General features: G+C 59.2%; 34 protein-coding genes. 13 read left to right on the top strand and 21 right to left on the bottom strand.

Annotated features, from left to right (window positions below):
• Positions 1–97: 97 nt before the first annotated feature.
• From ACYQ0G_RS12515 to leuC, 9 genes are all read right to left on the bottom strand, one after another.
• Positions 98–2,629 (bottom strand): glycoside hydrolase family 3 protein, encoded by a 2,532-nt coding sequence (locus ACYQ0G_RS12515; RefSeq protein ID WP_460103126.1) that lies wholly within the window; start codon positions 2,627–2,629, stop codon positions 98–100.
• Positions 2,630–2,831: 202 nt separating this feature from the next.
• The gene (locus tag ACYQ0G_RS12510) at positions 2,832–3,518 is read right to left on the bottom strand and encodes an NUDIX hydrolase (protein WP_479685289.1); all 687 of its coding nucleotides are present in this window, start codon (positions 3,516–3,518) and stop codon (positions 2,832–2,834) included.
• A gap of 376 nt (positions 3,519–3,894) precedes the next feature.
• Positions 3,895–4,227: a Grx4 family monothiol glutaredoxin gene (gene grxD / locus ACYQ0G_RS12505; protein WP_460103122.1), complete on the bottom strand. Its 333-nt coding sequence runs from the start codon at positions 4,225–4,227 to the stop codon at positions 3,895–3,897.
• A 39-nt stretch (positions 4,228–4,266) separates the two neighbouring features.
• Positions 4,267–4,500 (bottom strand): BolA family protein, encoded by a 234-nt coding sequence (locus ACYQ0G_RS12500; protein ID WP_460103119.1) that lies wholly within the window; start codon positions 4,498–4,500, stop codon positions 4,267–4,269.
• A gap of 4 nt (positions 4,501–4,504) precedes the next feature.
• Positions 4,505–4,831: a DUF1476 domain-containing protein gene (locus tag ACYQ0G_RS12495; protein WP_460103118.1), complete on the bottom strand. Its 327-nt coding sequence runs from the start codon at positions 4,829–4,831 to the stop codon at positions 4,505–4,507.
• A gap of 70 nt (positions 4,832–4,901) precedes the next feature.
• Entirely contained in the window at positions 4,902–5,900 is a 999-nt protein-coding gene (locus ACYQ0G_RS12490) for an NADPH:quinone oxidoreductase family protein (protein WP_460103116.1), read from the bottom strand.
• Positions 5,897–6,508 carry a 3-isopropylmalate dehydratase small subunit gene (gene leuD / locus ACYQ0G_RS12485; RefSeq protein ID WP_460103114.1) on the bottom strand — a complete coding sequence of 204 codons (612 nt, stop codon included), beginning with the start codon at positions 6,506–6,508 and terminating at the stop codon, positions 5,897–5,899. The genes ACYQ0G_RS12490 and leuD overlap by 4 nt, the downstream gene beginning before the upstream one ends.
• Entirely contained in the window at positions 6,508–6,666 is a 159-nt protein-coding gene (locus ACYQ0G_RS12480) for an isopropylmalate isomerase (protein WP_460103112.1), read from the bottom strand. Before ACYQ0G_RS12480 ends, leuD begins: the two co-directional genes overlap by 1 nt.
• 39 nt (positions 6,667–6,705) lie before the next feature.
• Entirely contained in the window at positions 6,706–8,142 is a 1,437-nt protein-coding gene (gene leuC, locus ACYQ0G_RS12475) for a 3-isopropylmalate dehydratase large subunit (protein ID WP_460103109.1), read from the bottom strand.
• A gap of 89 nt (positions 8,143–8,231) precedes the next feature.
• On the opposite strand from leuC, the gene ACYQ0G_RS12470 reads away from it, so the two are divergent.
• From ACYQ0G_RS12470 to ACYQ0G_RS12460, 3 genes are read left to right on the top strand one after another with little or no spacing between them, the layout of a single operon-like run.
• Complete coding sequence (locus ACYQ0G_RS12470; protein ID WP_460103107.1) at positions 8,232–8,654, top strand: acyl-CoA thioesterase; 423 nt, start codon at positions 8,232–8,234, stop codon at positions 8,652–8,654.
• Positions 8,563–9,468: a fatty acid desaturase gene (locus tag ACYQ0G_RS12465; RefSeq protein ID WP_460103106.1), complete on the top strand. Its 906-nt coding sequence runs from the start codon at positions 8,563–8,565 to the stop codon at positions 9,466–9,468. The genes ACYQ0G_RS12470 and ACYQ0G_RS12465 overlap by 92 nt, the downstream gene beginning before the upstream one ends.
• A complete protein-coding gene (locus ACYQ0G_RS12460) occupies positions 9,465–9,965 on the top strand; it encodes a sterol desaturase family protein (RefSeq protein ID WP_460103104.1) in 501 nt (166 codons plus the stop codon). Before ACYQ0G_RS12465 ends, ACYQ0G_RS12460 begins: the two co-directional genes overlap by 4 nt.
• A gap of 66 nt (positions 9,966–10,031) precedes the next feature.
• On the opposite strand, the gene ACYQ0G_RS12455 is transcribed toward ACYQ0G_RS12460, so the two are convergent.
• From ACYQ0G_RS12455 to ACYQ0G_RS12400, 12 genes are all read right to left on the bottom strand, one after another.
• Complete coding sequence (locus ACYQ0G_RS12455; RefSeq protein ID WP_460103102.1) at positions 10,032–10,379, bottom strand: YbaN family protein; 348 nt, start codon at positions 10,377–10,379, stop codon at positions 10,032–10,034.
• Between the two features lies 1 nt (position 10,380).
• Complete coding sequence (locus tag ACYQ0G_RS12450) at positions 10,381–10,788, bottom strand: SufE family protein (protein WP_460103099.1); 408 nt, start codon at positions 10,786–10,788, stop codon at positions 10,381–10,383.
• Between the two features lie 133 nt (positions 10,789–10,921).
• Positions 10,922–11,158 carry a hypothetical protein gene (locus tag ACYQ0G_RS12445; protein ID WP_460103097.1) on the bottom strand — a complete coding sequence of 79 codons (237 nt, stop codon included), beginning with the start codon at positions 11,156–11,158 and terminating at the stop codon, positions 10,922–10,924.
• 41 nt (positions 11,159–11,199) lie between these two features.
• The gene (locus ACYQ0G_RS12440) at positions 11,200–11,460 is read right to left on the bottom strand and encodes a hypothetical protein (protein WP_460103095.1); all 261 of its coding nucleotides are present in this window, start codon (positions 11,458–11,460) and stop codon (positions 11,200–11,202) included.
• Positions 11,457–11,753 carry a hypothetical protein gene (locus ACYQ0G_RS12435; protein WP_460103092.1) on the bottom strand — a complete coding sequence of 99 codons (297 nt, stop codon included), beginning with the start codon at positions 11,751–11,753 and terminating at the stop codon, positions 11,457–11,459. The genes ACYQ0G_RS12440 and ACYQ0G_RS12435 overlap by 4 nt, the downstream gene beginning before the upstream one ends.
• Positions 11,753–12,064, bottom strand: a complete 312-nt coding sequence (locus tag ACYQ0G_RS12430; RefSeq protein WP_460103090.1) for a hypothetical protein — start codon at positions 12,062–12,064, stop codon at positions 11,753–11,755. The genes ACYQ0G_RS12435 and ACYQ0G_RS12430 overlap by 1 nt, the downstream gene beginning before the upstream one ends.
• Positions 12,064–12,399 (bottom strand): hypothetical protein, encoded by a 336-nt coding sequence (locus ACYQ0G_RS12425; protein ID WP_460103089.1) that lies wholly within the window; start codon positions 12,397–12,399, stop codon positions 12,064–12,066. The genes ACYQ0G_RS12430 and ACYQ0G_RS12425 overlap by 1 nt, the downstream gene beginning before the upstream one ends.
• The gene (locus ACYQ0G_RS12420; RefSeq protein WP_460103087.1) at positions 12,399–12,707 is read right to left on the bottom strand and encodes a hypothetical protein; all 309 of its coding nucleotides are present in this window, start codon (positions 12,705–12,707) and stop codon (positions 12,399–12,401) included. The genes ACYQ0G_RS12425 and ACYQ0G_RS12420 overlap by 1 nt, the downstream gene beginning before the upstream one ends.
• 25 nt (positions 12,708–12,732) lie before the next feature.
• On the bottom strand, positions 12,733–13,110 hold the full coding sequence (gene pspC / locus ACYQ0G_RS12415) for an envelope stress response membrane protein PspC (protein ID WP_460103085.1): 378 nt from the start codon (positions 13,108–13,110) through the stop codon (positions 12,733–12,735).
• The gene (gene pspB, locus ACYQ0G_RS12410) at positions 13,107–13,403 is read right to left on the bottom strand and encodes an envelope stress response membrane protein PspB (protein WP_221542142.1); all 297 of its coding nucleotides are present in this window, start codon (positions 13,401–13,403) and stop codon (positions 13,107–13,109) included. Before pspB ends, pspC begins: the two co-directional genes overlap by 4 nt.
• Before the next feature lie 3 nt (positions 13,404–13,406).
• Complete coding sequence (gene pspA / locus ACYQ0G_RS12405; RefSeq protein WP_460103369.1) at positions 13,407–14,336, bottom strand: phage shock protein PspA; 930 nt, start codon at positions 14,334–14,336, stop codon at positions 13,407–13,409.
• Positions 14,309–14,461 carry a hypothetical protein gene (locus tag ACYQ0G_RS12400; protein ID WP_460103083.1) on the bottom strand — a complete coding sequence of 51 codons (153 nt, stop codon included), beginning with the start codon at positions 14,459–14,461 and terminating at the stop codon, positions 14,309–14,311. Before ACYQ0G_RS12400 ends, pspA begins: the two co-directional genes overlap by 28 nt.
• A 156-nt stretch (positions 14,462–14,617) precedes the next feature.
• Between ACYQ0G_RS12400 and pspF the strand changes: the two genes are divergently transcribed.
• From pspF to truB, 10 genes are all read left to right on the top strand, one after another.
• Positions 14,618–15,643 (top strand): phage shock protein operon transcriptional activator, encoded by a 1,026-nt coding sequence (gene pspF, locus ACYQ0G_RS12395; RefSeq protein WP_460103366.1) that lies wholly within the window; start codon positions 14,618–14,620, stop codon positions 15,641–15,643.
• Between the two features lie 213 nt (positions 15,644–15,856).
• On the top strand, positions 15,857–16,414 hold the full coding sequence (rimP, locus tag ACYQ0G_RS12390) for a ribosome maturation protein RimP (protein ID WP_460103081.1): 558 nt from the start codon (positions 15,857–15,859) through the stop codon (positions 16,412–16,414).
• Positions 16,414–18,078: a transcription termination factor NusA gene (gene nusA, locus ACYQ0G_RS12385; RefSeq protein ID WP_460103079.1), complete on the top strand. Its 1,665-nt coding sequence runs from the start codon at positions 16,414–16,416 to the stop codon at positions 18,076–18,078. The genes rimP and nusA overlap by 1 nt, the downstream gene beginning before the upstream one ends.
• A complete protein-coding gene (locus ACYQ0G_RS12380; protein WP_460103077.1) occupies positions 18,059–18,802 on the top strand; it encodes a DUF448 domain-containing protein in 744 nt (247 codons plus the stop codon). The genes nusA and ACYQ0G_RS12380 overlap by 20 nt, the downstream gene beginning before the upstream one ends.
• Positions 18,803–18,822: 20 nt before the next feature.
• Positions 18,823–21,390 (top strand): translation initiation factor IF-2, encoded by a 2,568-nt coding sequence (infB, locus tag ACYQ0G_RS12375; RefSeq protein ID WP_460103075.1) that lies wholly within the window; start codon positions 18,823–18,825, stop codon positions 21,388–21,390.
• A gap of 21 nt (positions 21,391–21,411) precedes the next feature.
• Positions 21,412–21,948 (top strand): DUF1697 domain-containing protein, encoded by a 537-nt coding sequence (locus tag ACYQ0G_RS12370; protein WP_460103074.1) that lies wholly within the window; start codon positions 21,412–21,414, stop codon positions 21,946–21,948.
• Positions 21,948–22,349, top strand: coding sequence for a 30S ribosome-binding factor RbfA (gene rbfA, locus ACYQ0G_RS12365; protein WP_460103072.1), 402 nt, complete (start codon positions 21,948–21,950; stop codon positions 22,347–22,349). Before ACYQ0G_RS12370 ends, rbfA begins: the two co-directional genes overlap by 1 nt.
• A gap of 112 nt (positions 22,350–22,461) precedes the next feature.
• Complete coding sequence (locus ACYQ0G_RS12360) at positions 22,462–23,067, top strand: thymidine kinase (protein WP_460103071.1); 606 nt, start codon at positions 22,462–22,464, stop codon at positions 23,065–23,067.
• A gap of 38 nt (positions 23,068–23,105) precedes the next feature.
• Positions 23,106–23,795: a site-2 protease family protein gene (locus tag ACYQ0G_RS12355; protein ID WP_460103069.1), complete on the top strand. Its 690-nt coding sequence runs from the start codon at positions 23,106–23,108 to the stop codon at positions 23,793–23,795.
• Complete coding sequence (truB, locus tag ACYQ0G_RS12350; RefSeq protein ID WP_460103066.1) at positions 23,792–24,712, top strand: tRNA pseudouridine(55) synthase TruB; 921 nt, start codon at positions 23,792–23,794, stop codon at positions 24,710–24,712. Before ACYQ0G_RS12355 ends, truB begins: the two co-directional genes overlap by 4 nt.
• The last annotated feature ends 1 nt before the right edge of the window (position 24,713 follow it).

The following is a 24,713-nucleotide window of genomic DNA, read 5'->3' as shown; positions in this document are numbered from 1 at the left end:
TTCTCTCTCCCACAGTGTCTTGGCCGCTCCCGCTTTTTCGGGAGAGAAACCCTCTTGATCGGGCGCATCGGCTCCGATCAAGAGGGTGTTCGGTCCATTATCCGCAACGCAAAACGGTCTCCGCATCGCTGCCCAGCCGCACTTCGCCGATGGCGTAATCGGTCTTTCCTTGCGTTTCCAACACGAAAGGCTGCGTCAAATTGGTCACGTCCGCGCCCTGTTCCTTGAGGCATTTGAGCGGGATACCATAGCGCACATATTCGCCGGTAACGGGCATATCAAGATCGATGAAACCCTCGCTATCGGGCCCGATCGCGCCGAGCCGCGCACTGTCGGGCGCATCCCAAACCTTCAATGTTACCAGCAACATAACGTCGGCATTCGTCTCGCGATCTATGTTCACCGGCTCGAAATTGCGGAGCTGGACGGTGGACATTCCGGAGTCGATCGCAAAGCGCCGCGCCCCTTCCTGCACCAGGTAATTGTCAGCCGTGACCGTCGCCCGGCCCGAGAGAACTTCGGCCGGCACATTGGTAATGCGGATCTGGTCCCCATCGTCCCCGCCGCCCACAAGCAGCGACCACCGTGCCGCCGGCGCCCCCGCACTGAACCACAAACGGCTGTCTCCCGCCAGTTCGGTGGTGTCGAGCTCGGGTAAATTGGCCCAATCTGAAGGCTGGCTGGCATAGGTCAGACCATAACCGTAATCGTAGAGCACGCCGTCATCGATCTGTGTGGTGCGCGGCCAGGCAGCGGGCAGCTTGCCGGTAAAGTCGAAGCGCGGTTTTCCATCGTTTTCCGCGACGAGAACGTCGGCCACGCCGCCGCCTTCGCTACCGGGAAGCCATGCCACCACGAAAGCATCGGCATCGTTGAGGGCAGGGTTCACATAGAGCGGGCGTCCGGTGATCATCAGCGCAACCACCGGAATTCCCTGCGCTTTCAGCTTGCGCATCGTCTCGAAGGGCGCGGTCAGTTCCGGGTCGAGCGCGAGTGCTTCGCGGTCCCCCTGAAACTCCGCATAAGGCGTTTCGCCGAAGACGACCACGGCCGCATCGGGACGCGTCTCGAAAGTGCCATCGGGTGACAGTTCCGCGCTGCCCCCTGCTGCTTGAACAGCCTGATCCAGACCGCTCCAGATGGATGTGGCGCCCGGGAAATGGCTGTTGTTTACCCCAGTACCCTGCCAACTCAGAGTCCAGCCACCCGACTGACGGGCGATATCGTCGGCCCCATCGCCAGCTACCAGCAAGCGGCCGCCGGGCTTGAGCGGCAAGACGCCCTGGTTCTTGAGCAGGACGAGGCTCTTGCGCACAGCTTCACGGGCAATGGCGCGATGCTCGGGCGAGCCCAGTTCCTCGTAATCGCCCGAATAGGGGCGATCGGACGGCTTGCCTGCTTCGAACAGGCCGACACGGCCCTTCACCCGGAGAATTCGCGCCACCGCATCATCGATCCGGGACATCGGTATGGTACCGGCCTTGGCGCGCGCCAGCAGATCTTCATAGATCGGCTTCCACGTATCAGGTGCCATATACATGTCGATACCGGCCATCAGGGCCTGCGGGCAGCTTTCGTTGCTGCACCCTTCGACCTGCCCATGCGCGTTCCAGTCGGACACCACGAACCCGCCGAAATCCATCCGATCCTTCAGTACACCTGTCACCAGCGACCGGTTGCCCGTCATCTTTTTGCCCTGCCAGCTGGAGAAGCTGACCATCACGGTGGAGACACCCTCTGCGATGGCGGGGCCATAAGGCTTGCCATGAATATCGCGCAATTCTTCTTCGCTGATCGAACTATCGCCCTGATCGACGCCGCCATCGGTCCCGCCGTCGGCGAGAAAATGCTTGGTCGAGGCGATAACATAAGGCCCTGCCAGCAGATCGTCATTGGACGGCGGCCCCTGCAATCCGCGGACCATCGCGCCCACATAGGAAGCCACGAGATCGGGATCGGAGGAATAGCCTTCATAGGCGCGGCCCCAACGGAAATCCTGCGGTACTGCCACGGTGGGGGCAAAGGTCCATTCCTGCCCCGTCACGCGAATTTCCTTCGCGGTAGCTGCGCCGATCTTCTGGATGAGATCCGCATCGCGCATGGCGCCAAGGCCGATATTGTGCGGAAAAATTGTCGCCCCGATGATGTTGGAGTGTCCGTGAACGGCATCGGTCCCCCAGATCAGCGGAATTCCGACGCCGCCATCGCTCTTGTCGACGGAAGCAAGATAGAAGTCATCAGCCGCCGCCAGCCATTCCGGGGCCGGGGCCAGATCGTTGCCGCCGGGGCCGCTGTTCCCCCCGACCAGGATCGATCCGAGATTGTATTCGCGGACGTCTTCCGGAGTGACGCAGCAAAGATCCGCCTGAACGAGCTGGCCGATCTTCTCCTCCAGCGTCATCTTGGAGAGTAGGGCCGTAATACGCGCTTCGTCATCGGGCTGAACCGAAACGGGGTACTCATACGCAGGCCAGATTTCGGGATGGGCAAGGCCGGCGCCGGGGATGGCCGGGCTAGCGGCGCCGGCTGCATCGGCCCGGGGATCGCTCGCGACCGAATAGGTCGAGCACCCCGCAAGGAGCGCGCTGGCGCCGAAAAGCGCGACGATACCGACGGATTTCACGGACATTATTCCTCCCCTTGGACAGCCTGCCTATTGGCTCGGCCAGGCGCACCGACATGTGAGCGCTATCATCACGCTATAAAACGGCGGTTATGCTGTCAATTGCGGTAAAGCTGGCAAGGTCTTCGATCTACCAAACCAGAAAGCAAAGGCTCGCGGAAAACGCGTGATATGATAGCGGTATCAACAGGCGCTTGCGAGACTCGACTTACCCTCTTGCGACAGTCTCGATTGCTTCTGCAGTTACGGGATAGCCGAGGTCGTCGTCGATACACAGCCACTGCCTTCCATCGCGCTTCTCGGTGAAAGGGGTGATGGTGCGAACCTCAAAACGCTCGGCATGCTCCTTTGCCGCAACAAAGCTGTCGAACTGCGCGAGCCGTTCGAGGTTGCGGCGCGTAGGGAAGATGATCTTGATTTGACCCTTCTCCGCTGCATCAAGCGCGCCTTGGGCGCTGGTCCAGAAGAGATGTGTATTTTCGGCAAGATCGGCTTCGATTTCAACTGCGCCGGTCCCCAGATCGGCGATGTAAAATCGGGTGTCGAACAGGCGGGTCAGCCGCTCGTTTTTCGGGAACCACCGGGCGAATGGGGTTAACTGATCCAGGTCCAGCTCCCAAGCGAAATGATCCAGTACGGTTGCCAGATCACCGGTCTGAAGCAGAAAGGCGCGAGCCTTACGGGCTTTTTCTGCGTCGATCTCTCCGGAAAGGCCAATGGCTAGCCCAGTTTCCTCAAGAGTTTCGCGCAAGACTGCGATCTGATGCGCCGCCTCCTCCGGATCCAGCGGGCCGCCGATCATTGCGCCGAGATCATAGTCACTTGGATCGACCCGCCCCCCGGGGAACACGGCCATACCACCAGCGAAGACCATCTCGCGTGATCGGATGGTCATCAGGATCTCCGGCGGACCTCTGCCGGGGGAGTCCCGGAATACGATTACCGTGGCAGCGGGTATTCCGTCTGAGGGATCGGTCTGCAAATTCGTCATCGCGGCGCAGTCTGGCGGCAACAAGCTGGAATGCCAAGCGATGAAGAAATTCCGGTACTGTCGGAATTCCTTACATGTCGGAAAATTGCTGCGTAGCCGTTAACCACTAAGTCGTCGGGTTTCTGCGGGAAGCAGGGGTGCTGGCATAGGCCCTGCATGGGAATGTGCGTCCCTATAGTCTTCTAGAGGCGCGCATTCTGGTCTTGCGATGCCTCCCCGATAAAAAAACCCGCCCGGTGGTCCCCCGGGCGGGTTTTATTTTTCGCAATCGGAAGAAAGGTCAGCCCTCGGTCTTGGCCACCTGTTTTTCATCCATCAGCTGCTTCAATTCACCAGCTTCGAACATTTCCATCATGATGTCGCTTCCGCCGAGGAACTCGCCTTTGACGTATAGCTGAGGAATGGTCGGCCAGTCGGAATAGGCCTTGATGCCTTGACGGATTTCCATGTCCTGCAGCACGTCGACGCTTTCGTAAGCGACACCGCAGTGGTCGAGAATGGCCACGGCGCGGCTGGAAAAACCGCATTGTGGGAAGAGCGGCGTGCCCTTCATGAAGAGCACAACGTCGTTTTCCTTGACGATGTCGGAGATGCGCGAATTTACGTCGGACATGTGAGCCCTGCCTTTGGTATTGCTGAATTTGTCAGGGAATCAGTTGGGGGCTTCGGTAGTCAGTTGCAAGGCGTGGAGTTCCCCGCCCATGCGATCACCCAGCGCGTCGTATACCAGCTTGTGCTGGGCAACCCGGGTCTTTCCCGTAAATTGTGGGGCCGTGACCTTGGCTGCCCAATGATCGTTATCGCCCGCAAGATCGCGCATCTCGACCGTGGCGCCCGGAAGCGCGGCTTCGATCAGCGCCACGATGTCTTCTGCTGGCATCGGCATAGGATTACCTCTGGTCGCTCATGAACTGGCGGCGCGCTTCGATGGCACAGTCGTCCAGCTTGGCGCGAATGTCCGCTTCGCTCACGTCGCAATCGGCGGCCGTAAGATCCCCGAGAAGCTTGCGGACCACGTCTTCGTCACCCGCTTCTTCGAAATCTGCCTGCACGACCGCCTTCTTGTAAGCATCGGTTTCTTCTTCCGTGAGGCCCATCTTCTCGGCAGCCCATTCGCCCAAAAGCCGGTTGCGGCGCGCGGCGATCTTGAATTCGTTTTCCTGATCGAAAGCGAATTTGGTTTCCTCTCCGCGTTCGCGATCCTTGAAGTCGGTCATGTCATTTCCCTTGAAGAAGTTGCCATCCGAATAGGGACGCAAGGCGCGAGCGGCAAGGAGGTAGGCGCGATTATTCCATCGTCACCACGAGCTTTCCGATCGCGCCGCGGTTCTCCAGCTTGGTGATTGCCTCGTGCGCTCGTTCGATCGGGTAGGTCTCGCTGACCAGGGGACTGATCTTCCCGGCCTTCCAAAGATCGAACAGTTCGGCGATGTTGGCATTGTTCCGTTCGGGTTCTCGCGCGGTGAATGCGCCCCAGAACACACCGCGGATGTCGCAGCTTTTCAGAAGAGTGAGGTTGAGGGGCATTTTGGCAATGCCTGCCGGAAAGCCGACCACCAGGAAGCGGCCTTCCCACGCGATTGATCGTAAAGCGGGTTCGGAATAGTCGCCGCCCACAATGTCGTAGACGATATCCGCGCCATCCGAGCCGACGGCTTCCTTGAAGTCATTCGCCAGCTTTTTCGAGGTGTCTTTGTCGAAAGGCGCGCGGGGATAGATCACCACCTCGTCGGCCCCCGCATTTCGTGCAACCTCGGCTTTCTCTTCGGTCGAAACGGCGGCAACGACGCGGCAGCCGTAAGCCTTTGCGAGCTCCACTGCGGAAAGGCCAACACCGCCTGCCGCGCCCAATACGAGGACGGTTTCCCCCTCCTTGATATCGCCCCGATCTTTGAGACCGTGGATCGTGGTTCCGTAGGTCATCAGGAGGGCGGAAGCCTGGACCAGGTCTATGCCCTCGGGGACCTTAAACAGTTTTGCAGAAGGTGTAGTGACCTTTTCCTGCAACCCGCCATTGCCCAGCCCGCAGATTACGCGATCGCCGACCGCGAAATTTTCCACACCCTCGCCAAGCTCTTCGATCGTGCCCGAGATTTCGCTTCCCGGAGCGAAGGGACGGGGCGGCTTGAACTGATACATGTCGCGGATGATCAGTGTGTCGGGAAAATTGATGGCGCAGGCGGCAACCTTAATAAGCACTTCACCCTTGCCTGGGGTGGGAGCTTCGACCTCCTCGACAACAAGAGTGTCGGGACCGCCGGTTTCCTTCGACAGGACTGCTTTCATGCGTATTCTCTCCGGTTTTTTCGTGGCGCGTCTAGCCAAGGTAGTCTGGCTGCACGCTCTGTTTCGTGTTTTTCTATTTCGGCATCCCGCTCCAGCGTCAGGCCAATTTCATCAAGGCCGTTGGTCAGGCAATGCTTGCGAAAAGGATCGATCTCGAATGCAAATCGATCCTGGAAGGGGGTGGTGACAACCTGATTTTCGAGGTCGATGGTCAACGGATATTCGCGTGCGACTTCGAGTAACCGATCGACCTGTTCCTGCGGCAATTCGACTGCGAGGATACCGTTTTTGAAGGCATTGCCGGAAAATATGTCTGAAAAGCTTGGGGCTATGACTGCGGTAAGGCCCATGTCCAGCATAGCCCAGGCAGCATGCTCTCGGCTGGACCCGCAGCCGAAATTGTCACCCGCTATAAGGATCGGGGCATTTGCGAAATCCTTGACATCGAAGGGATTGCCGGGTGACTGGCGGATCGTTTCGAACGCGCCCCGGCCAAGCCCTTCTCGGCTGACCGTTTTGAGCCAGTGCGCCGGAATGATGACATCGGTATCGACGTTCTTCAGGCCCAGCGGAATGGCGCGGCCGTGGATTGTCGATACGTGTTTCATCAATCTGTCTCCGGGTTTTCGCCTGAGGGGATTGGTCCCGGCTGGTGCGGCTTGTTCTTCTTTTCGCGGCGCTTGTTCGCATAGAGAAGCGCTGCTGCGATAGCGGCGGAACCGATGGCGCCAGCGATGGCGGCCTTGCCTTTGGGGAGTTTGGTCATGCGCCCCTCATGGTATGTGGTTTGGGTGAGGGCAAGGGGTCATGTGCCCATCAGTTTTCGAACATCGGTGAGGCGCCCGGTCACCGCTGCTGCTGCGGCCATCGCCGGGCTCAGCAGGTGAGTACGCGCGCCCGGGCCCTGCCTTCCCACGAAATTGCGGTTCGACGTGGAGGCGCAGCGCTCGCCCGGCGGAACCTTGTCGGGGTTCATTGCAAGGCAGGCAGAACAGCCCGGTTCGCGCCATTCGAAACCGGCATCGGTGAATATGCGATCAAGCCCTTCCTGTTCGGCTTGGCGCTTCACCAGTCCGGATCCCGGCACCACGATGGCCCAGCGCACATTCGCGGCTTTGGCCCGACCTTTGAGAACCTCCGCAGCTGCGCGAAGATCTTCGATCCTGCTGTTGGTGCATGAGCCGATGAAGATATTCTCGACCGGGACGGTCTCGAGCGGAGTTCCTGGTTCGAGCCCCATATAATCTAAGCTTTTGAGGGCAGCTTCCTTCTTGGCGGGATCGGCAAAACTGTCGGGGAAGGGGACGGTGCCGCCAATAGCCACCACGTCTTCGGGACTCGTTCCCCAGCTTACGGTGGGTTCGATATCAGAGGCATCGATCACCACGCTCTTGTCGAATGCAGCGCCCTCATCGGTAGTGAGCGACCGCCACCAGTCGACAGCCTTCTCCCAAGCGTCTCCTGTCGGCGAGTAGGGACGGCCTTTGAGATAGGCGAACACGGTATCATCGGGGGCAATCAGGCCGGCGCGCGCTCCGCCTTCGATGCTCATATTGCAGACGGTCAGGCGGCCTTCCACGCCCATCTTCTCGAAAACTTCGCCGCGATATTCGATTACATGGCCCGTCCCGCCAGCGGTACCGATAATGCCTATGACGTGGAGAATAAGGTCCTTTGCGCTCACACCCGGACCAAGCGCGCCATCGACCCGCACTTCCATCGTCTTGCTTCGCCGCAGCAGAAGCGTTTGTGTGGCCAGGACATGTTCGACCTCGCTAGTGCCGATCCCGAATGCGAGTGCGCCGATTCCGCCATGCGCGGCAGTGTGGCTGTCGCCACATACGATGGTTGATCCGGGCAAGGAAAAGCCCTGTTCGGGCCCCACAACGTGAACGATGCCTTGTTCAGGCGCGACAGCATCGATGTAATCGATACCGAAAGACGGTGCATTACGCTCCAGCGCGGCGAGCTGGGCCGCGCTCTGTTTGTCCTCAATGGGAAGACGCTTACCGGCGGTGTCCAGGCGGGCGGTGGTGGGCAGGTTGTGATCTGGCACGGCTAGCGTAAGGTCGGGGCGACGGACCTTCCGGCCTGCAAGGCGGAGCGCTTCGAAGGCTTGTGGACTGGTCACCTCGTGCACGAGATGCCGGTCTATGTAGATCAGGCAGGTGCCATCGTCATGCCGCTCCACGACATGGGCATCCCAGATTTTTTCGTAAAGTGTCCGTGGTTTGGTCGCCATGACAACCTTGTGGTCCCGGATTGCTCCGGGGGCAAAAAGGCAAATCCAGAGTCTTCCAAACTTAACCTTTCTGTGCTTTACTTACATTCATGTCAGCAAAGCCATTCAGCTTCCCGATCAAAGTCCTTCCCGGCGATATCGATTTCATGGGGCACGTGAACAATGCGCGCTACCTAAATTGGGTGCAGGACACGGTTCTGGCGCATTGGCAGAAGCTGGCGCCTGCAGAGGAAGTGGCGAGCAAGGCTTGGGTCGCTCTCAAGCATGAGATCACTTATCGCAAACCCGCCTTTCTCGATGACGAGGTTATCGCGGAAACGGTGCTGGAAAAGATCAAGGGCGCGCGCAGTTTCTACAACACAGTGATTCGCCGTGGCGAAGACGTGCTGGCTGAGGTTAAAAGCATGTGGTGCTGCCTTGATGCCGACAGTCACCGTCCCGCGCGCATCAGCGCCGATGTGGCGGAGAAGTATTTTGGTATCTGTCGCAAGAGCGGTGTCGCCACCGACTAAGTCTTTTGCGCTGGGCAGCCGTACATCCTATATAGGCGGCATGCGAGATACAGATCAGGTCGCGAGGATGCCGTTATCGGTCCGTCGCCAGGCGGTGACTGGTCTGGCTTTGGCTTTTGCCATCGTTGTCGGTTGGGCGTGCCTACACGCGTATGCCATGTTCTTTTTCGAGTTGCGCTGGGCGACCATTCCACTCGCTCTCGCGATAGTATTAATACAATGCTGGCTTTCCGTGGGGCTGTTCATTGTCAGCCACGATGCGATGCATGGTTCACTCGTTCCCCGTGGCGGTCGGATAAATGACATTATCGGGGGCCTTCTCCTTTTCATCTATGCCGGTTTTTCGTGGCGACGAATGCGAGACGCGCATTTCGCCCATCATCGGGCGCCGGGAAGTGCGGACGATCCCGATTTCAGCGCGGATCATCCTTCGCATTTCTGGCCCTGGTATGCCGAATTTTTGAAGCGCTATTTCGGTTGGCAGTCGGTGGTTTTCGTCTTCACCGTAGTGCTTACTTACTGGCTGGCATTTGGCGTGCCAGTGGAAAAGATCGTGCTGCTCTACGGCGTTCCGGCGATCGCTTCATCAATGCAGTTGTTCTATTTCGGCACCTTCCGTCCCCACCGACATCGTGACGATCGTTTTGCTGATCATCATAATGCGAGGTCCGACAAGTTCGGGACCATGGCGTCTCTCGCCACCTGCTTCCATTTCGGCTATCATCACGAACATCACCTCGCACCTCATGTGCCGTGGTGGCAATTGCCGGCAGCACGCCGGTGGGTATCCAGCGACCAACAAGTGACAGCATGACCGTTCCAGCCATCCTTCTCACCGTTTTCCTTTCCCTTGTCGGAATGGAGATATTTGCTTGGTGGGCGCACAAATATGTCATGCATGGCTGGGGCTGGGGGTGGCACAGGGATCACCACGAACCGCACGATAACACGTTCGAGAAGAACGATCTTTACGCAGTAACCTTCGGCACGATTGTCTTCGCGATGTTCGCCATCGGTTATGTCTGGTCGGATCTGCTGTGGTGGATAGCCTTCGGTATCACCTGCTATGGGCTCATCTATACTTTCGTCCACGACGGCCTGGTGCATCAGCGTTATTTCCGGTGGGTGCCGAAGAGCGGCTATGCCAAGCGTTTGGTTCAGGCCCACAAACTTCACCACGCGACCATCGGCAGAGAGGGTGGCGTCAGCTTCGGCTTTGTTTTTGCTCAGGAACCCGCCAAGTTGAAAGCAGAACTGCGACGTCAGCGTGAGGCAGGAGAGGCAGTGGTGCGCGAAAGCGCCGGGGCTTGAAGTCCACTCTCAATGGCTTCTGACGTCAGGAGCTTATCCATGAACTCTCCGGTGATGGCCCTGCGCTCATTCATTTCTGGTGGCGATCCAGCTTCCTGCGATTACTAAAATCGCTACAGAAATTAGATACCAGGGATGGCCAAGCGTGAAATAGGTGAAGATCGCACCGGTTGCCATAGCGCCTATGGCGATGGTTTTCGATGACCGGCTGATCGCGCGCCGATCGCGCCAGTCCTTCACCTGCGGCCCCCAATGCGGGTGATCGAGGATCTTCTGCTCCAGTTCGGGGCTTGAACGGGCGAAGAAGTAAACCGCCAGAAGCAAGAACGGTACTGTCGGCATGATGGGCAAGATGGCCCCGATCGCGCCAAGGCCCACCGCAATATAGCCTAATATGCGGTACACATGACGCATCTTATTTTGTCGCGATGCGCGAGGCGTGTTCCTGGACCAGTGCAATCATGTTCGGAACCCCTTGGGTACGATTGCTCGAAAGCTGGTTCTTCAGGTCGAAGGGGGCGAGCGCGTGATGAATGTCCATCGCTGCAACTTCCCGAGCCGGCTTGTCTTGTACAGCGGAGATAACCAGAGCGACGATGCCTTTTGTTATGGCGGCGTTGCTGTCGGCAAGAAAGTGGAGCTCATCGGCCTCGACGGTCGGATAGACCCAGACACTTGCGGAACATCCGCGTACCAGTGTGGCGTCAGTCTTGAGCGCATCCGGCATGGGATCCAGTTCGCGCCCGAGCTCGATCAGCAAGCGATAGCGTTCATCGCCTTCGAGAAATTCATATTCTTCCTGGATATCGTCGAGACTTCTCACGGACACTCCGTCGTTCTGTTTATATCGAAATTTCGATCTCGTGGTGCGGCGGGGCGCTAAGGCAAAAATCCGCCAGATGCCAGTTGATCGATTTCGTTACGATACGTTCAGGACGAACGGGAAGCGGATTGGTTCACAGGTCGACCCCGCTGGCGATTGCTTCCAACTTTTTAATCCGCTCCTTCAAGTCGGCCAGCTCGATCCGGGCTGCGCCAATTGTGGATCCTTCTTCCGAACGGGGAGGCGAATGGCCCTCCAGTTCGCGGCGCTTGAGCTCAAGCCATCCCTGCCACCCTCGCAGCAAAGCTGCTGCCACGATGACTAGGCCAGTAAGACTCGCCGCTGCAATTGTGATTGTCGGCTCGAACATTTCCCCATGTCCTCCTTGAACCAGTGTCTATCCCTACCGCTTCAATCGGCCCGCTTGTCGCGCAGAGCTTCGATTTCGGCGGAAATTCTTTTTGTTTCCTGGGCGCTCGGCGAATTCCCATCCGTGGCAATCCGTTCGAGCACCTTGATGCGTTCGCGTAATTCTTCGATTTCCTGCTGGGCGACGTCGTCGCGGACTTCAGGAGCATGATCTTGCACGTCCTCTGCTGGTCGTGGCTTGCGCATCTGGACAATTCCCCAGACCACGATGGCCACTAGAGCTACGAGTGCCCAACCGCTCACGCTCTTTTCTCCTCAGCTGTGTCCAAGAGACGCAGTTCGTCTATCTGTGAAGCAAGCACGTCGTTCCTTTCGGTGGCGATGCGTTCCAACACGCGAACACGCTCCTCCATCTTGTAATAGTCGCCCTTGGAAAAACGCAGCTGTTCGGCTTTCGCTTCCTCTTTTCGCGCTTCAAGCTCAAGCTTGCGAGCTTCATGTTCCTGCACGCGCTGATTTACGATGTAGGCGAATGGCAGCACCATCATGATGATCGCGAGGATAAAGCCGAATATGAGAAGGAGGTCCGGATCCATCAGTTCGCCTCCCGCTTGGCGCGGAGAGATTCGATCTCACTGGTAAGTTGGTATCCGCTGTCCGTGACGATCCGTTCGACATTGCCGAGCCGATCCTTGAGCGAACCCAGTTCTGCGCGCAATTCGGCGTTTTCCTGCGTGAGTAGCTTGACGCGTTCGATCGCTTGATCGTTTTTCGGGTAGATTGCCTTGCCCCAGCTGTTCTCGAGCGGATAGCCATTCTTGATCCGCAACCATGTGGTGAAGACCCAGCCGGCAACCCCAGCAATTCCGATCATCGCTACGACTTCCGATGTGATTTCGATAGGCATCACGACTTCTCCGATGTCCGCGCGTTCACAGGAACGCCGGTGTGAGATGAATCGTGGCGTAGCGCTTCAATCTCTTCGCTTAGCGAATAGCCACGATCGGTAACGATCTTCTCCAGCACCACCATGCGATCCTGCATGGTGTCGAGTTTGTCGTTCAGTTCGCGGTTCTCAGCGCGCAAGCGCTTGGTTTCCGCGGTATCAGCCGGTTCGGTCATCCCGCCCCATTCGTTCTCGAGAGAATAGCCGTGCTTGGCCCTGATCCAGTTGTTGATCAGCCATCCACCGGTACTGACGGCGATAATGGCGATGATGAAAGAGGGGTCTCCGAAATCCATTACGCACGCTCCCCTTGCTTGACATCCAGAGGAACGCCGCTGCCCTTGTCCTCAACTTCGCGCTGATCGCGCAGGGCCTCGATCTGGGTGGCCACATCATAACCGCGGTCAGTTACGATCCGCTCGAGAACCTGCACCCGCTGCTCCAGTTCCACGATGCGGCTGACATGCTGTGCGGTATGTTCAGCGGTTTGAGCGGCGGTCGCTTCGATACGCTTTTCTTCCAAGGCGCGCTGGTTCTTGGACCACACGATGAAAGCTACCATCAGGAAAGGCGCCAGCGGGATCAGATATGCCCAGTCAAACACGGTATTCCCCCTTTAATAAGTTGCTTTACCGAAGCCGTTCGATTTCGGCATTCAGGCGTGGGTTGCTGCTGACGTAAAATGTTTCCACGTCGGCCAGGCGGCGATCGACGTCCTTCATCTTCGCGCGAATTTCGCGGGCCGTGCGCTTGGGGCTCTGGCGAACACGCTGCCAATAGCGCTGCTCGTCAGGCTCCGAGTAGAGATGGGCAGGCTTCTTGTTGAGCAGGATGCCAGCCAGGAAGTAGAACGGGATCGTCGATCCGCCGGTCATGAAGGTCAGGCCGAGAAACCCGAGCCGAACCCAGAAGGCGTCGACACCGGTATAGTCCGCGATGCCCGAGCATACGCCCATCAGCTTCGCATTCTGCTTGTCACGATAGAGGGTGGTGCGGGGGCTGTTCACTGGTGAACTCCTTTTTTCTCGGCGATCAGCTGCTCTAGTTCGCGCAGCTGCTGGTTATCCTGTTCGCTGTCATGGATCAGGCGGGCGGGGCGGAAGTCGGGATTGTCGGAAGCGACAAGGCGCTCCACCGTATCCATGCGCTCATCCAGCCTTTTGGCGAGGTTGTAGAGCTCTTCGAGCAAGGCCTCGTCGTCGGTCGTGATCGTGGCGGATGTCTTCCACTTGGTTATGTAATGAAGGACGATCCACGGCAGGGCGATGAATATCGCTACGACGGCAAATACTTCTTCCATGGATCAGCCCTCCTTCTCGGCGCTGTCTGTCTTGCCGAGCGCCTTCTTCATCTGTGCCAGTTCGTCATCGATCGCATCGGCGCCTTCCAGCGCGGCGATCTCGTCGGACAAGCTTGGTTTTGCCGAACCGTCCGAAATGCTCAGCGCATCCGCACGCCCTTCGGCATAGTCGACGCGTCGCTCAAGCTGGTCGAACCGGCTCAAGGCATCGTCCACACGCTCTTCCGTCATCAGACTGCGCAGCTTCACGCGGTTTTCCGCGCTTTCCAAGCGTGCCGCGATTGCGGTCTGCCGACTGCGAGCCTCGCGCAAGCGGTTCTGCAGCTTGGTGATGTCCTGCTCGTAAGCGCGCAGCGCATCATCAAGAACTGCGATTTCCTGCTTGAGCTGGTCAGCCATATCGACTGCCTTCTTCTTCTCTACCAAAGCCGCGCGGGCGAGGTCTTCACGATCCTTCGAGAGCGCGAGCTGGGCCTTCTCGCCCCAATCGGCCTGCAGCTTGTCCAGCTTCACCGTATGGCGATGCATTTCTTTCTGGTCGGCGATGGTGCGCGCGGCGCTGGCGCGAACTTCGACAAGGGTTTCCTCCATTTCGAGGATGATCATGCGGATCATCTTCTGGGGATCATCCGCCTTATCGAGCATATCGTTGAAATTGGCCGCGATGATATCGCGGGTACGGCTGAATATTCCCATTAAAGGTGCTCCACTGGAGAAAAAGTCTGTGCCCCGGTTGCGGGGTTTGTCTTGGGTCGGAGTAGGCGAACGGCGGAGCCGTTCAACTTCGCTATCGAGACGAGACAAGGTTACCCGTTCGGGGCGGGCCGAAGCGCCGTTTTGCCGAGACGTGTGCTCGGACTCTTCGGGGACGAGGCGCTCCGGCCCAAGGGGGTGCTTGTGATTGGTCACGCTATTTCCATCTGCTGGATCGATGCCACCATCGGCATCGGGGTGGCGACTGTGATCTGCGAACTCAAAGCGACGAATGCAGTCATCATAGCCACGCTTGCAAGGGCGGCTTTGCCGAGGGTCGTGCTGAAGAACTTGCGATCGTACATGGTGTCCTCCCTGGACGTGAATTTGTGTTACCCCCTATTCAGCAACGACCGTGCCAAAGTCGTGTAGGCGCGGAAAACCTCCAATTTTATGGCCTCGCTCCACATCGGGGTTGGCGGCTATTGCCAAGCCTTGGGGAAATTTCCTATGTCTTGGCTATGGAGCGTGAAAACCAGTTCATCGGGCAGTCCGGTGCCTTTCTCGACGCAGTTGAGCGGGCGAGTAGAGCCGCGCCTATGCGCAGGCCCGTCCTCGTTATCGGTGAGAGGGGTACCGGGAAGGAGTTGATCGCCGAGCGCCTCCACCGCCTGTCCACGCGTTGGGGCGAGCCATTGGTAACGATGAATTGCGCCGCACTGCCGGAAACCCTGATCGAAGCCGAATTGTTCGGACACGAAGCTGGGGCGTTCACAGGCGCAACCAAACAGCGTGTGGGACGGTTCGAGGAGGCCGACAAGGGAACCCTCTTTCTTGACGAATTGGGCACACTTTCCATGGGCGCCCAGGAGCGTCTTTTGCGAGCTGTCGAATACGGAGAGGTTACGCGGATCGGATCTTCCCGCCCAGTCAGAGTGGACGTACGGATCGTTGCCGCCACCAATGAAGATCTTCCGGACAAGGCGAGGCGGGGTGAATTTCGGTCCGACCTTCTCGATCGCCTCAGTTTTGAGGTAATCACTTTGCCGCCTCTGCGCGTGCGCGAAGGAGACATCGAAGTACTGGCGGATTATTTCGGCAGACGGATGGGGGCCGAACTCGGATGGGAAGCTTGGCCAGGCTTCGCCGATCATGTGGCGGAGCAGCTGGAGAAGCACCTCTGGCCCGGTAATGTGCGTGAATTGCGAAATGTAGTAGAGCGCGCGGTATATAGGTGGGACGATTGGTCAAATCCGATCGGGCATGTCGTTTTCGATCCATTCGACAGCCCATGGAAGCCCGCACCGATGCCTCCGGCAGCAGCTGCCGGCAGGGACCAAGCGGCTTCGGAGGTGATCGATGATGGACTTCAGCTGGATGAGATCGACGATCTGAGGGCTGCTGTCGATTCCCATGAAAAGGCGATTCTCGAGCATGCGCTGGGCAAGCATAGGTGGAATCAGCGCCAGACTGCGAAGGCACTCGGATTGAGCTATGATCAGTTGCGCCATGCAATAAAGAAGCACGGCCTTACAGATTCCGACTGATGTTGCGAATTATCGGCAGTAAGTGTGGTCAAAGAGTGATCGAAGGTGCTGTCGAGCGAACCATAGGCGCTTCCTGACCTTAGCCCTTGCCTTTCCGCGAACTCGCGACTATCTCCCCTTCATCCCGACATTGTCGCAACACTGTGGGGCTGGCGCCGCGAGGGGCCGGCACGATACGCTGTTGCTGCAACGTCATTCGAAGCTGGAGTGTGAATGGCTGATATCGACCGCCTGAACGAAGTCATCGAACCCGAAGCGAAAGCGCTGGGCTTCGACCTCGTGCGTGTGAAGATGATGGCATCCGAAGCTGGCGACGGTGGGCAAGCCCTCCAGATAATGGCTGAAGATCCGGCAACCGGACAGCTTGTGATCGAACAATGTGCTGCGCTTTCTCGCCGCGTGTCAGATAAGCTGGATCAGCTGGAAGAGCAGGGCGAAGTGGTTGTGCCCGGCGCCTATCACCTCGAAGTGTCCAGCCCGGGCATCGACCGTCCGCTGACCCGGGCGAAGGATTTTGCCAACTGGTCCGGGCACGAAGCGAAGATTTCGCTGGTCGAGAAGGTTCACGGTCAGCGCACGCTCAAAGGTGACCTCAAGGGTATCGATGGCGACATGGTCACGATCGAGGATCACAAGGCGGGAGAAGTTTCCTTCCCCCGCAATCTTATACATTCGGCAAAGCTCGTCTTGACCGACGCGCTGATCGCCGCCACCCAGCCGCTCGACACGAGCGGTGCCGACGACATCGAAGAAGAAAAGGCAGACGACTGATGGCCAGTGCCATTTCCGCCAACAAGGCAGAACTCCTTGCAATCGCGAACGCGGTCGCATCGGAAAAGATGATCGACAAGTCCATCGTCATCGAGGCGATGGAAGAGGCGATCCAGAAGTCCGCCCGCAACCGCTACGGCGCGGAGAACGATATTCGCGCCAAGCTGGACCCGCAGACCGGCGATCTTCGCCTGTGGCGCGTCGTCGAGGTTGTCGAGGAAGTGGAAGACTACTTCAAGCAGGTCGATCTCAAGGCGGCCCAGAAGCTGGAAGCAGATGCCAAGATCGGTGACTTCATCGTGGATCCGCTGCCTCCGGTGGATCTTGGGCGCATCGACGCTCAGTCTGCCAAGCAGGTTATCTTCCAGAAGGTCCGCGACGCGGAGCGTGAGCGTCAGTTCAACGAATTCCAGGATCGTGCGGGCGAAGTCATTACCGGCGTGATCAAGTCGGTCGAATTCGGCCATGTGATCGTCAATCTCGGCCGCGCCGAGGGCGTTATTCGCCGTGATCAGCAGATTCCGCGTGAAGCCGCCCGTGTGGGCGAGCGTGTCCGCGCGCTGATCACCAAGGTGGAGCGTAATAATCGCGGCCCGCAGATTTATCTCAGCCGTGCGCATCCCGACTTCATGAAGAAGCTGTTCGCGCAGGAAGTGCCCGAAATCTACGATGGCATCATCGAGATCAAGGCTGCTGCCCGCGATCCTGGCAGTCGCGCCAAGATCGGCGTGATCAGCCATGACAGCAGCATCGACCCGGTCGGCGCCTGCGTCGGTATGAAGGGTAGCCGCGTTCAGGCCGTCGTGCAGGAACTGCAGGGCGAAAAGATCGACATCATCCCCTGGTCGGAAGATGGCGCGACATTCATCGTCAACGCGCTTCAGCCCGCCACTGTCAGCCGTGTGGTGCTTGACGAAGAAGATGGCCGTATCGAAGTGGTTGTCCCTGACGATCAGCTTTCGCTTGCCATTGGCCGCCGCGGCCAGAACGTCCGTCTCGCCAGCCAGCTGACGGGCAACCAGATCGACATCATGACCGAGGAAGAAGCCTCGGAGAAGCGCAGCAAGGAATTTGCCGAGCGCTCCAAGATGTTCGAAGAGGAACTGGACGTCGACGAAACGCTGTCGCAGTTGCTCGTGGCGGAAGGGTTCGCCGAATTGGAAGAAGTCGCTTTTGTCGAGCTCGACGAGCTTGCGGCGATCGAGGGCTTCGACGAAGAGCTGGCCGAAGAACTTCAGAACCGTGCCAAGGAAGCGCTCGACCGTCAGGAAGAGACGTCGCGTACCGAGCGCCGCGAGCTGGGTGTGGAAGACGATCTGGCCGAGCTGCCGCATATGACCGAAGCCATGCTGGTCACGCTCGGCAAGGCCGGTCTCAAGACGCTCGACGATGTGGCCGATCTTGCCACCGACGAGCTGATCGCCAAGAAACGCGAAGCACCGCGTCGCCGGAATAATACCGATGGCCCGCCGATGCGCCGCGATCGTCCGCAGCGTGAAGCTGACAAGGGCGGTGTGCTTGGTGAGTACGGCCTGACCGAAGAGCAGGGCAACGAGATCATCATGGCTGCCCGTGCCCACTGGTTCGACGACGAAGAGGAAGCTCCGGCTGCTGCCGAGACGACCGATACGCAGGAGGCCGCCGATGCGGACTCCACCCAATGAGAGCCTGACGTCCGACATCGCTGAGACTGGCAAGGCCCGGAAAGCTTCCGGGCCCCAGAAGTCCTGCCCGGAGCGCCGGTGCATCCTGACCGGTGAGACGGAATCTCGGGATGCCTTGGTGCGTCTTGCTGCATCCCCATCCGGCCTCGTCCTTCCCGATGTGCAGGAAAAAGCACCGGGGCGGGGCGCGTGGGTCTGTTCCTCACGCACTGCGATCGAGGAAGCGCGAGCGAACGGAAAGCTCAAGGGAGCATTGGCTCGCGCCTTCAAGACGGGCGATCTCGAGATACCCGAGGAACTGCCCCAGAAGATCGAAGATGCGCTCAAACGCGTCTTTCTTGACCGCCTGGGTCTCGAAATGCGCGTCGGAGCTCTTATCTTGGGGACGCAGCGCATTGCCGAGACTGCCCGTTCTGGTGGTATCTCGGCGCTTTTCCATGCCAGCGACGCCAGCGAGGACGGGCGCAAGAAGCTCGATCAGGCGTGGCGCGTCGGCCGCGAGACGGAAGGCAGCGGGGAGCGGGGGTGGGCCCTGCCTCTGGACCGCGACGCTCTGTCTGTGGCATTGGGCCGCGACAATGTCGTCCATTTCGGACTGGCGAACGATGCCGCGGCCGCTCGGGTAACCAAGCCCTTGACGCGGCTGATGCATTATCTGGGACAGGAAATTCCCGACGAATCCGGGCGTGCGAATTCGCGCGCCGCAACCGATACGAACGATTGAACGAAGAGAAACGAGCAAGAATGAGCGACGACGACAAGAAACCGGCCCGTAAACCGCTTACCCTCAAGGGCGCGCAACCGGGCGAGGTCAAACAGACCTTCAGCCATGGCCGCACCAACAAGGTGGCGGTCGAGGTCAAGCGCCGCCGCAAGCTCGTGAAACCGGGCGAAGCGGCTCCGGCCCCGACGCCCGCCGAGGCTGCGCCCGCACCTGCTCCGGCGCCCGCACCCGAGCCGACTCCGGCGCCGGCCCCTGCGGCGAAGAAGCCTGCGCCCAAGAAGGCACCTCCTTCCAACGAGACGCCGCAGGAGCGCGTCGCTCGCCTGCAGCGCGAGGCTGAAGAAGATCGCCTGCGTCAGGCCGAAGAAGCTCGCAAGCGCGAAGAAGAGAACGCTCGCAAGGCTGCCGAGGACGAAAAGAAGCGCGCCGAGGAAAACCGCAAGGCTGAAGAAGAAGCGGCGAAGAAGGCCGCCGAAGACGCTGCCAAAGCGCCTGAAAAAGCCGAAGAAGCTGCCCCGACGGAAGCAGCTCCCGAAGAAAGTGAGCCTGTTGCGGAAGCTCAGAGTGAAGATGCCTCTGCGCCTGCACCGCGTCGGTTCACTCCGGTCAAGCGTCCGGAAATCAAGAAGCCTGAACGCGCGAAGAAGAAAGAAGAGAAGCCTGCTCGCGGCGCCACCGCGGAAACACCGGACAAGCGCCGGTCGGGCAAGCTTTCCGTCAAGAAGGCTCTCAACGAAGACGAAGGCCGGCGTGCGCGCAGCCTCGCCGCGCTCAAGCGTGCGCGTGAGAAAGAGCGCCGCATGCAAGGTGGCGGCTCCAACAAGCCGCGCGAAAAGCAGGTCCGAGATGTTGTCGTCCCTGAGGCGATTACGGTCGGCGAACTGGCCAAGCGCATGGGCGAGAAGGGGGCTGACCTAGTCAAGGAACTCTTCAATCTCGACATGATGGTGACCGTCAACCAGACGATCGATCAGGACACTGCCGAATTGCTCGTCGAACAGTTCGGCCACAACATCGAGAAGGTATCCGAGGCCGACGTCGATATCGCCGCCGATACGGATGTCGATCCGGAAGAAACGCTCAAGCCGCGTCCGCCGGTCGTGACCATCATGGGTCACGTCGATCACGGCAAGACCTCGCTCTTGGACGCCCTTCGCGGTGCCAATGTCGTGAAAGGCGAAGCGGGCGGCATCACCCAGCACATCGGCAGCTATCAGGTTAAGACGAAGAACGGCGACAGGGTCACCTTCCTCGATACACCTGGCCACGCCGCATTCACCCAAATGCGTCAGCGCGGTGCCAACATCACCGATATCGTGGTGCTTGTGGTCGCTGCCGACGACGGGATCATGCCGCAGACGATCGAGGCCATCAATCATACCAAGGCCGCTGGCGTCCCCATGATCGTTGCGATCAACAAGATGGACAAGCCGGAAGCCAATCCGGACAACATCCGTACCCGTCTGCTCGAACACGAAGTCATCGTGGAATCGATGTCGGGCGATGTGCAGGACGTCGAAATCTCCGCCAAGGCGAAGACCGGTCTGGACGATCTGCTCGACAAGATCGCGCTTCAGGCAGAATTGCTCGAGCTGAAGGCCAATCCCGATCGCCTCGCGGAAGCAACCGTCATCGAAGCGCAGCTCGACAAGGGCCGCGGTCCTGTGGCGACCGTGCTCGTAACGCGTGGTACGCTTGAGCGGGGCAACACCTTCGTGGTGGGTACCGAGAGTGGCCGCGTCCGTGCGATCGTCGATGACCAGGGCAAGCAGATCAAGAAGGCCGGACCTTCGATGCCGGTCGAGGTCCTAGGCCTCGGCGGCGTGCCGAGTGCTGGTGACGTTCTGACCGTTGTCGAAAACGAGCAGCGCGCTCGCGAAGTGGCCGAATATCGTCAGGAAAAGGCGACCGAGAAGCGCACCGCGCTTGCTCCGACCAGCTTCGACACGATGTTCAACAAGCTTGCCGCCAATGTCATCGAATTCCCGGTACTGGTGAAAGCCGATGTACAGGGTTCGGTCGAAGCGATCACCTCGGCTCTGCACAACCTCTCGAACGACGAGATCAAGGTCCGCGTCCTGCATGCAGGCGTGGGTGCGATCACCGAAAGCGACGTCCAGCTGGCTTCGGCTTCGAAGGCACCGATCATCGGCTTCAACGTCCGTCCCAACGCCAAGGCCCGTGAACTGGTCAAGCGCGACGGAGTGGAGATGAAGTATTACGACGTCATCTATCACCTGACCGAGGAAATCGCGAAGGAGATGGCGGGCGAGCTGGGTCCGGAGCGGATCGAGCATGTCGTTGGTCGTGCCGCGATCAAGGAAGTGTTCCGTTCGGGCAAGAAGGACAAGGCCGCCGGTCTGCTGGTCGAAGAAGGTGTCATCCGCAAGGGGCTTCACGCACGCCTCACGCGCGAAGACGTCATCGTCTCTGCCACGACTATCGCCTCACTACGCCGCTTCAAGGACGATGTGGACGAAGTCCGCGCCGGTCTCGAATGTGGTGTCGTGCTTGCCGACACGAACGACATCAAGCCGGGCGACCAGCTTGAAGTCTTCGAGGTCGAGGAGCGTGAACGCACACTTTAATGCGCGTGAACGCACACTTTAATGCATCGCCGCGTCGCCCTACTCGGATCCATCAATGTCGGTGGTAACCGGCTGAAGATGGCCGAGCTGGTGGCGGCGTTGGAAAAGCGGGATTTCGTGAATGTCGAAACGGTCGTTGCCAGCGGCAACGTCCTGTTCGATCACCCGGAGCCTTCAAGTGAAGGCGTCGCGGATTTGATCGCCAAGGCGGTCGAAAGCGAATTCGGCATTGCTACCTTCGCCGTCGTACGGACGCGCGCCGAGCTGGAATTGGCGCTAGAGGAGAACCCCTTTGCCGGGGATGGCGAGGACAAATTGGTTCACGTCCATTTTCTGACGGGGCAGCCCAGCAGGCAACAGTTCGATACCTTGGGCGATGATTTGAAAGGCTCTGGCGACGAAAAGGTCTCTGCCGGAACCCGTGCCTTGCACATCGATTACGTTTCCCGCGTTGGCAGATCCAAATTGACAGGACCTTCCATCGAGCGGAGGCTCGGCTGCAAAGGTACGGGCCGGAATATCCGGTCTTTGACACGCATAATAGAGAAGTTTCCCTGATGGCTCGCAATCAGTCCACTCCCGAACAACAATCGGTCCGCGTCCTCAAGGTGGGCGAGCGGGTCCGGCATATTCTTTCCGAATTGCTCGCGCGCGGCGAGGCGCATGACGATGTCCTTCGCGCGTCCAACATCTCGGTGACCGAAGTGCGCATGACGCCCGACCTGAGGAATGCAAAGGCTTACGTGAAGCCCTTGCTGGGTCAGGACGAAGAAGCTGTGCTGAAAGCGCTGCGTACGAACACTGCCTTCTTTCAGAAAGAAGTTGCCAAGCGTCTGGGCCTGAAATTCGCGCCGAAGCTGTCGTTCCAGGCAGATGAGAGCTTCGACGAAGCAGACCGGATCGAGGAGTTGCTAAGCGACCCCAAGGTGGTCCGCGATCTCGATGACGAGGCCGAATGATCGCTTGAAGGCGACTGCGAGATTGCAGGCTTCCACGCACCTACGCCGTCGTGCCGTGGATTGCCTAGGTGCCATGCTCCTCGCGCCGATGGAAATGAGGTAGGCGTTCGCTATGGCCAAGCTCTATTTCTACTACGCCAGCATGAATGCCGGGAAGAGCACGACCTTGCTCCAGACCGCGTTTAACTATGGCGAGCGCGGAATGAAGGTGTCACTGTGGACAGCTGCTCTCGACGATCGGGCGGGTTTTGGAGCCATCTCCAGCCGCATCGGCCTGTCGAGCGATGCTCACCGTTTCGAGAACGATACCGATATCGAGGCTCATGTTCTCGCTGAACATGGCGAAGCGCCAGTCGCCTGCGTACTGATCGACGAGGCGCAATTCCTGACCAAGACCCAGGTATGGCAGCTCGCTCGGCTAAGCGACGAAGCCAATATCCCGGTGCTTTGCTATGGCTTGCGAACCGATTTCCAGGGTCAACTCTTCCCGGGTTCGGCTGCGCTTCTGGGCATTGCGGACAAGCTAGTGGAAATGAAGGCGGTGTGCGATTGCGGCCGCAAGGCGACGATGAATCTGCGCGTCGACGAAAGCGGCAAGGCTGTGCGCGAAGGCGCCCAGACCGAAATCGGCGGAAATGACCGCTACGTGGCGCTATGTCGCAAGCACTTCGTCGAGCGAACTGGCGCAGATCATTTTTCGGGGTCGCAGGCACGCTAAGGGGTGCGCCGCAGACTTAGCGTATCTACATAGCTTCGATGCTTGATACCCTTACCCTAGCGGCGATCCTGATCCCCTGTCTGATTGTGGCCATCGTGTTTCATGAAGTGGCGCATGGCTGGGTCGCGCTCATGCTGGGCGACCCTACCGCGAAGGAAAAGCGGCGCCTGTCGCTCAATCCGATCCGCCATGTCGATCCGATCGGCACACTGCTCGTGCCGGGAGCGCTGGCGCTGATGGGCGGCCCCGTATTCGGCTGGGCAAAACCGGTGCCTGTGAACCAGAACCGGCTCGATAATCCGCGCTACGGCATGATGGCAGTGGCAGCTGCCGGACCTGGCACGAACATCCTGCTCGCTTTCGTCGGTGCGATCATCTTCGGAATATTCGCAGGTTTCGCCGCGAATTGGGGCATCGCTTTGCCGGAGTGGTCGCTGACTCTCTTCGGGGCGTTCGTCCTCATCAACGCGTTTCTGGCGCTCTTCAACATGCTTCCGATCCCGCCTTTCGACGGGTCGCATATCGTTGGCGGCCTGATGCCCCGGCGCTGGGCGCATCACTGGCAGAAATTACAGGCGATGGGCATGCTACTGCTGGTTGTTTTGATTGCGGCGACCTGGGCTTTTCCCGACACACGCTGGATCGAGAACACGCTGTTTCCGCCCGTGGAGTGGCTGACCGGCATTTTCTATTCGGTCGCAGACGGCGTTGCGCGCGTCATCGCATGAGTGAGCGCACGAAACCCGCACCCCATGGGTGGCTGTTGCTCGATAAGCCGCGCGGCCTTGGCTCTACACAGGCCGTGGGGCTGGTAAAGCGCGTTCTTAGGCAGGGCGGATATCGGAAAACGAAAGTGGGCCATGGCGGCACGCTGGACCCGTTGGCCGAAGGGGTGCTTCCGATCGCCTTGGGTGAAGCAACGAAGCTTGCCGGGCGGATGCTCGATGCCAGCAAGATCTACGATTTTACCATCCGCTTTGGCGAGCAGACCGACACGCTCGACACCGAGGGGGAGGTCGTGGTGACTTCGGACCTCATTCCGGTGCCCGAAGACGTCGCGGCCATCCTTCCCGGTTTCACCGGAGCGATCCAGCAAGCGCCGCCCGCATATTCCGCAATCAAGATCGACGGCAAGCGCGCTTATGACCGTGCGCGGGCTGGCGAAGAGGTGGAGATGAAGCTGCGTGATACGACGATCCATTCGCTCGACGTTCTCGACAGCAAAGCAAGCGCCGTAACGCTGCGCGCCCATGTCTCGAAGGGAACGTACATCCGCTCCCTTGCACGGGACATCGCGACCGCCCTTGGAAGCGTCGGACACGTCACCTACTTGAGACGTATAAAGGCTGGCCCTTTCACGCAGCAACAAGCGATTTCGCTGGACTCGGCGGAGGAAATCGCTAAGGGCGCGCCTCTTGAACACCTTCTCTTGCCGCTAGAGGCAGGACTGGACGACATCCCGGTCCTTCACCTCGATCCCGACAGCGCGCAGGCGGTCCGCCAGGGCCGGGTATTGTCGGAACTGCCCCAACCCGACGGGCTTCATATGGCTAAACTTGGACAAGTTCCGGTGGCGCTGATGGAACTTGAGGGAGGCTCGGCCAAGGTCGTGCGGGGTTTCAACCTACCGGATGTCGCGGAGTAGA

The sequence above is a fragment of the Qipengyuania triglochinis genome (assembly GCF_054655615.1).
This window is presented reverse-complemented; position numbering and strand designations above follow the sequence as displayed.

Coding starts and splice junctions, on each gene's coding strand:
- ACYQ0G_RS12515 (WP_460103126.1), bottom strand. CDS start 2,629: ATGTCCGTGAAATCCGTCGGTATCGTCGCGCTTTTCGGCGCCAGCGCG.
- ACYQ0G_RS12510 (WP_479685289.1), bottom strand. CDS start 3,518: ATGACCATCCGATCACGCGAGATGGTCTTCGCTGGTGGTATGGCCGTG.
- grxD (WP_460103122.1), bottom strand. CDS start 4,227: ATGTCCGACGTAAATTCGCGCATCTCCGACATCGTCAAGGAAAACGAC.
- ACYQ0G_RS12500 (WP_460103119.1), bottom strand. CDS start 4,500: ATGCCGATGCCAGCAGAAGACATCGTGGCGCTGATCGAAGCCGCGCTT.
- ACYQ0G_RS12495 (WP_460103118.1), bottom strand. CDS start 4,831: ATGACCGACTTCAAGGATCGCGAACGCGGAGAGGAAACCAAATTCGCT.
- ACYQ0G_RS12490 (WP_460103116.1), bottom strand. CDS start 5,900: ATGAAAGCAGTCCTGTCGAAGGAAACCGGCGGTCCCGACACTCTTGTT.
- leuD (WP_460103114.1), bottom strand. CDS start 6,508: ATGAAACACGTATCGACAATCCACGGCCGCGCCATTCCGCTGGGCCTG.
- ACYQ0G_RS12480 (WP_460103112.1), bottom strand. CDS start 6,666: ATGACCAAACTCCCCAAAGGCAAGGCCGCCATCGCTGGCGCCATCGGT.
- leuC (WP_460103109.1), bottom strand. CDS start 8,142: ATGGCGACCAAACCACGGACACTTTACGAAAAAATCTGGGATGCCCAT.
- ACYQ0G_RS12470 (WP_460103107.1), top strand. CDS start 8,232: ATGTCAGCAAAGCCATTCAGCTTCCCGATCAAAGTCCTTCCCGGCGAT.
- ACYQ0G_RS12465 (WP_460103106.1), top strand. CDS start 8,563: ATGCCGACAGTCACCGTCCCGCGCGCATCAGCGCCGATGTGGCGGAGA.
- ACYQ0G_RS12460 (WP_460103104.1), top strand. CDS start 9,465: ATGACCGTTCCAGCCATCCTTCTCACCGTTTTCCTTTCCCTTGTCGGA.
- ACYQ0G_RS12455 (WP_460103102.1), bottom strand. CDS start 10,379: ATGCGTCATGTGTACCGCATATTAGGCTATATTGCGGTGGGCCTTGGC.
- ACYQ0G_RS12445 (WP_460103097.1), bottom strand. CDS start 11,158: ATGTTCGAGCCGACAATCACAATTGCAGCGGCGAGTCTTACTGGCCTA.
- ACYQ0G_RS12435 (WP_460103092.1), bottom strand. CDS start 11,753: ATGGATCCGGACCTCCTTCTCATATTCGGCTTTATCCTCGCGATCATC.
- ACYQ0G_RS12430 (WP_460103090.1), bottom strand. CDS start 12,064: ATGCCTATCGAAATCACATCGGAAGTCGTAGCGATGATCGGAATTGCT.
- ACYQ0G_RS12425 (WP_460103089.1), bottom strand. CDS start 12,399: ATGGATTTCGGAGACCCCTCTTTCATCATCGCCATTATCGCCGTCAGT.
- pspB (WP_221542142.1), bottom strand. CDS start 13,403: ATGGAAGAAGTATTTGCCGTCGTAGCGATATTCATCGCCCTGCCGTGG.
- ACYQ0G_RS12400 (WP_460103083.1), bottom strand. CDS start 14,461: ATGTACGATCGCAAGTTCTTCAGCACGACCCTCGGCAAAGCCGCCCTT.
- pspF (WP_460103366.1), top strand. CDS start 14,618: ATGGAGCGTGAAAACCAGTTCATCGGGCAGTCCGGTGCCTTTCTCGAC.
- rimP (WP_460103081.1), top strand. CDS start 15,857: ATGGCTGATATCGACCGCCTGAACGAAGTCATCGAACCCGAAGCGAAA.
- nusA (WP_460103079.1), top strand. CDS start 16,414: ATGGCCAGTGCCATTTCCGCCAACAAGGCAGAACTCCTTGCAATCGCG.
- ACYQ0G_RS12380 (WP_460103077.1), top strand. CDS start 18,059: ATGCGGACTCCACCCAATGAGAGCCTGACGTCCGACATCGCTGAGACT.
- infB (WP_460103075.1), top strand. CDS start 18,823: ATGAGCGACGACGACAAGAAACCGGCCCGTAAACCGCTTACCCTCAAG.
- ACYQ0G_RS12370 (WP_460103074.1), top strand. CDS start 21,412: ATGCATCGCCGCGTCGCCCTACTCGGATCCATCAATGTCGGTGGTAAC.
- rbfA (WP_460103072.1), top strand. CDS start 21,948: ATGGCTCGCAATCAGTCCACTCCCGAACAACAATCGGTCCGCGTCCTC.
- ACYQ0G_RS12360 (WP_460103071.1), top strand. CDS start 22,462: ATGGCCAAGCTCTATTTCTACTACGCCAGCATGAATGCCGGGAAGAGC.
- ACYQ0G_RS12355 (WP_460103069.1), top strand. CDS start 23,106: ATGCTTGATACCCTTACCCTAGCGGCGATCCTGATCCCCTGTCTGATT.
- truB (WP_460103066.1), top strand. CDS start 23,792: ATGAGTGAGCGCACGAAACCCGCACCCCATGGGTGGCTGTTGCTCGAT.